General features: G+C 67.0%; 1 protein-coding gene. It reads right to left on the bottom strand.

Annotated elements, in window-relative coordinates; all coding sequences use genetic code 11:
- A partial coding sequence (locus ABZ824_RS39605) for an amino acid adenylation domain-containing protein (protein WP_356970036.1) occupies positions 1 to 4029 on the bottom strand: 4029 nt, incomplete at both ends.

The following is a 4029-nucleotide window of genomic DNA, read 5'->3' as shown; positions in this document are numbered from 1 at the left end:
TCCGGTGAACGCGAGGTCAGATAGTCGACCACCACCACGCTGCCGCCGTGCGCCAGCGCGCACCACAACTCCCACACCGAGAAATCGAACGCGAACGAATGGAACAACGTCCACACATCGGCCTCGTCGAACCCGAACAACGGCTGCGTGTTCGCCAGCAACTCGATGACGTTGCGGTGCGCCACACCCACACCCTTGGGCACCCCGGTGGAACCGGAGGTGTAGATGACATACGCCAGATTGTCCGCCCGCAACCGGCCCACCCGATCGGCATCACTCACCGGCGCATCCGAGAACTCGCGTGCCGCCTCCAGCAGCACCACCGGCAACCCACCCGAGGGCACCGCCTCCCGCTGCTGCACCGTGGTCAGCACGCACACCGGGGCGGCGTCTTCGAGCATGAACTCCAACCGCTGCACCGGATAACCGGTATCGATCGGCAGATACGCCGCCCCCGCGATCAACACACCCAACAACGCGACCGGCAACTCCTCGGTACGCGCCACCGCCACCGCCACCAACGACTCCGGACCCGCACCCCGAGCGATCAACGCCCGCGCCACCTGATTCGCCCGCCCATGCAACTCACCGAAAGTCAACGTGGTCTCACCCGAACGGATCGCGACCGCGTCCGGGCGCAACCACGCCTGTTCGGCGATCACATCCGGCAGTGTCGCACCGGGAACCCAGGCCCCCGGCACATTCCACGCACTCAGCACCTGGTCGCGTTCGCCGGGCGCGAGCACATCGATATCGCCCACCACGGCTGTGGCATCGGCCGCGACCGCCGCCAGGACACGACGGAACCGGCTCGCGAAGTTCCGCACCGTCGATTCGTCGAACAGGTCGGTCGCGTAACCGATCACCACCGACAGACCCGGCGCACCGGGCTGCTCGGCCAGGGTGATCTGCAGATCGAACTTGGCCGCCGACACTCCCGGATCGATGCCCGACACCGTGAGCCCGGGCAACTCGAGCGTCGCGGGAGCGAGGTTCTGCAGCACCAGCATCACCTGGAACAGCGGATGCCGCGCCGCCGAGCGGACCGGATCGAGCAACTCGACCAGCCGCTCGAACGGCAGGTCGGCATGGCCGAACGCGGCGACGTCGGTTTTGCGGACCTCGGCCAGCAGCGTTTCGAACGACGTGCCCGGCTCGACCTCGGTGCGCAACACCAGCGTGTTGACGAACATGCCGATGAGGTCGTCGAGTTCGGCCTCGCCGCGGCCGGCCACCGGGGTGCCGATCGCGATGTCCGAGGTGCCCGACAGCCGCGCCAGCAGCACCGCGAGCGCGGCGTGCACCACCATGAACAGCGTCGAATTGTGTTGTTTGGCCAGCTGTTCCAGCCCCGTGTGCAGGTCGGCGTCGATGTCGAAGGCGAAACTGCCTCCGCGATAGGACGCCTGGGCGGGCCGGGGCCGGTCGGTCGGCAGCGGCAGTTCCTCCGGCAGAGCGGCGAGCGCGTCCCGCCAGTACTCGGCCTGCTGCGAGATCAGGCTCTTCGGGTCGGTCTCGGAGCCGAGCACCTCCCGCTGCCACAGGCTGTAGTCGGCGTACTGCACCGGCAGCGGGGCCATGGCCGGGGCCTCGCCTCTGCTGCGCGCCTCATAGGCCAGGACCAGATCCCGGGTGAGCGGGCCCAGCGACCAGCCGTCGGAACTGATGTGGTGCGCGACGAAGACCAGCACGTGCTCGGTGGGGTCGTCTGCGCTCGCGGACGCGATCTCGAACAGCGCGACCCGGAACGGGACCTCCGTGGTGACCTCGAACCCCGCGCCGACCACGCTGGTCACCACGGCGACCGAATCGGCCGCGTCGACTCGCGCGGGTGTGAGGTCGATCGGCACCTCGTCCGCCGCGAGCACCCGCTGTACCGGGCCGTCGGACGTCTGCGGGTAGATCGTGCGCAGGATCTCGTGGCGCGCCACCAGATCCGCGACCGCCGCTCGCAGGGCCGCGACGTCCAGATCGCCGGTGAGGCGGATGGCGGCCGGGATGTTGTAGACCGATGAGGCCGGATCGAACTGGTTGAGGAACCACATGCGCTGCTGCGCCAGCGACAACGGGATGTGCTCCGGACGCGGACCGGCCACCAAGGCTTTACGCCCGCCAGCTCCCGCGTGCTGCTCGACCTTCACGGCCAATCCGGCCACGGTGGAGGCCTCGAACAGCACACGCACCGGCACACGCGCATCCAGCGCCGCGCCGATCCGCGCCGCGACCTGGGTCGCCAACAGCGAGTTACCACCCAAAGCGAAGAAGTCGTCGTCCGCGCCCACCCGCTCGACCCCGAGCACCTCGGCGAACACCGACGCCACGATCTCCTCGATCGGCGTCGACGGCGCACGGAACGCCTGAACCTCGAACTCCGGCTCCGGCAACGCCTTGCGATCGAGCTTGCCGTTGACGTTCAACGGCAGAGCATCCAGCACCACGAACGCCGCAGGCACCATGTACGACGGCAACCCAGCGCTCAGTTCGGACTTCACCCGAGCCACATCCACGCCGGATCCGGCACCGGCCGTATCGTCGGCATCGCCAGCGGCACCTGCTCCAGCATCCACAGGCACGATGTACGCGACCAACCGGTCACCGGTCTGCGGATCCGACTTCGCGATCACCGCGGTCTGCGCGATCTCCGGCAACGCCAACAGCGCGGCTTCGATCTCACCGAGCTCGATACGGAAACCACGGATCTTCACCTGGAAGTCCGTACGACCCCGATATTCCAGTTCGCCGGTGCTCGTCCAAGCCACCAAATCACCGGTGCGATACATCCGCGCGCCCGGCTCGAACGGGTTGGCCACAAACCGATCCGCGGTCAGATCCGCACGACCGAAATAGCCACGCGCCAACTGCGCACCAGCCAAATACAACTCACCCGACACACCCACCGGCACCGGACGCAAACGACCATCCAGCACGAACACCCGACTGTTCCACTCCGGCGCACCGATGGGAACCGAAACCCGGTCGGTATCACTGACCCGATGGCTGGTGATGGACACCGCCGCCTCGGTCGGACCATACAGATTGAACAATTCGGTACGCGGATTCTCACGCAAGAACCGCTGAGCCAACGCACCCGGCAACGCTTCACCGATCGCCAACACCCGCCACAGCGAATCCGGCATACCGGCAGTCAACAGCGCGTCCAGCATCGACGGGACGACGTGCAGCGTAGTGACCCATTCCTGGGCCATGAGTTCGTTGAGGTACGTCGGGTCCCGGTGACCGTCCGGGGAGGCGATCACCAGGCGACCACCGCAGACAGCGGCCGACCAGAACTCCCACACCGACAAGTCGAACGTCGCCGCCGTCTTCAGCAGAATCGCATCCGCAGCGTCCAAACCGAATTCGACGTTCTTCCACTGCAACTGGTTCGCGATAGCACCATGCGGCACCGCCACACCCTTCGGGCGCCCCGTCGAACCAGACGTGAAGATCACATACGCCGTGTTCTCCGGACGCAACGGCGCGACGCGATCGACATCGGCGACCGGCGCGGCATCCAGCTCCGACAGATCCAGTTCATCGATCCGCACCACCGGCGCGACATCGGTCTCGAACTTCGCATCGGCATTGGTCAGCACACAAACCGGTGCCGCCGTCTCCAAGATGTAGCTCGTCCGCTCGGCAGCCTGATCCGGATCCACCGGCACATACGCACCACCGGACTTCGCCACCGCATACATCGCCACGACCAGATCCACCGAGCGACGCAACGCCAGCGCGACCCGCGACTCCGGACCGACGCCCAACGAAATCAAGTGCCGCGCAAGACGATTCACACGCAAATTAAGTTCGGCGTAGGTCAGCTCGACCCGCTCACCATCGACCGCGTCCGCGACCAGCGCCGTTGAGCGCGGGTCCGCCGCGACACTGGCGTCGAGCAGCGAGGCCAGCGTCGCTCCCGTGTCGACGGCCTGGTCGGTGTCGTTCCACGCGGTGAGCACGTCGGTGCGCTCGGTGTCGGCGAGTAGGTCGAGATCGCCGACCGGAACGGTGGGATCGGCGACCACGGCG

The sequence above is a fragment of the Nocardia sp. NPDC047038 genome (assembly GCF_040644075.1).
Lineage (GTDB): Bacteria > Actinomycetota > Actinomycetes > Mycobacteriales > Mycobacteriaceae > Nocardia > Nocardia sichangensis.
This window is presented reverse-complemented; position numbering and strand designations above follow the sequence as displayed.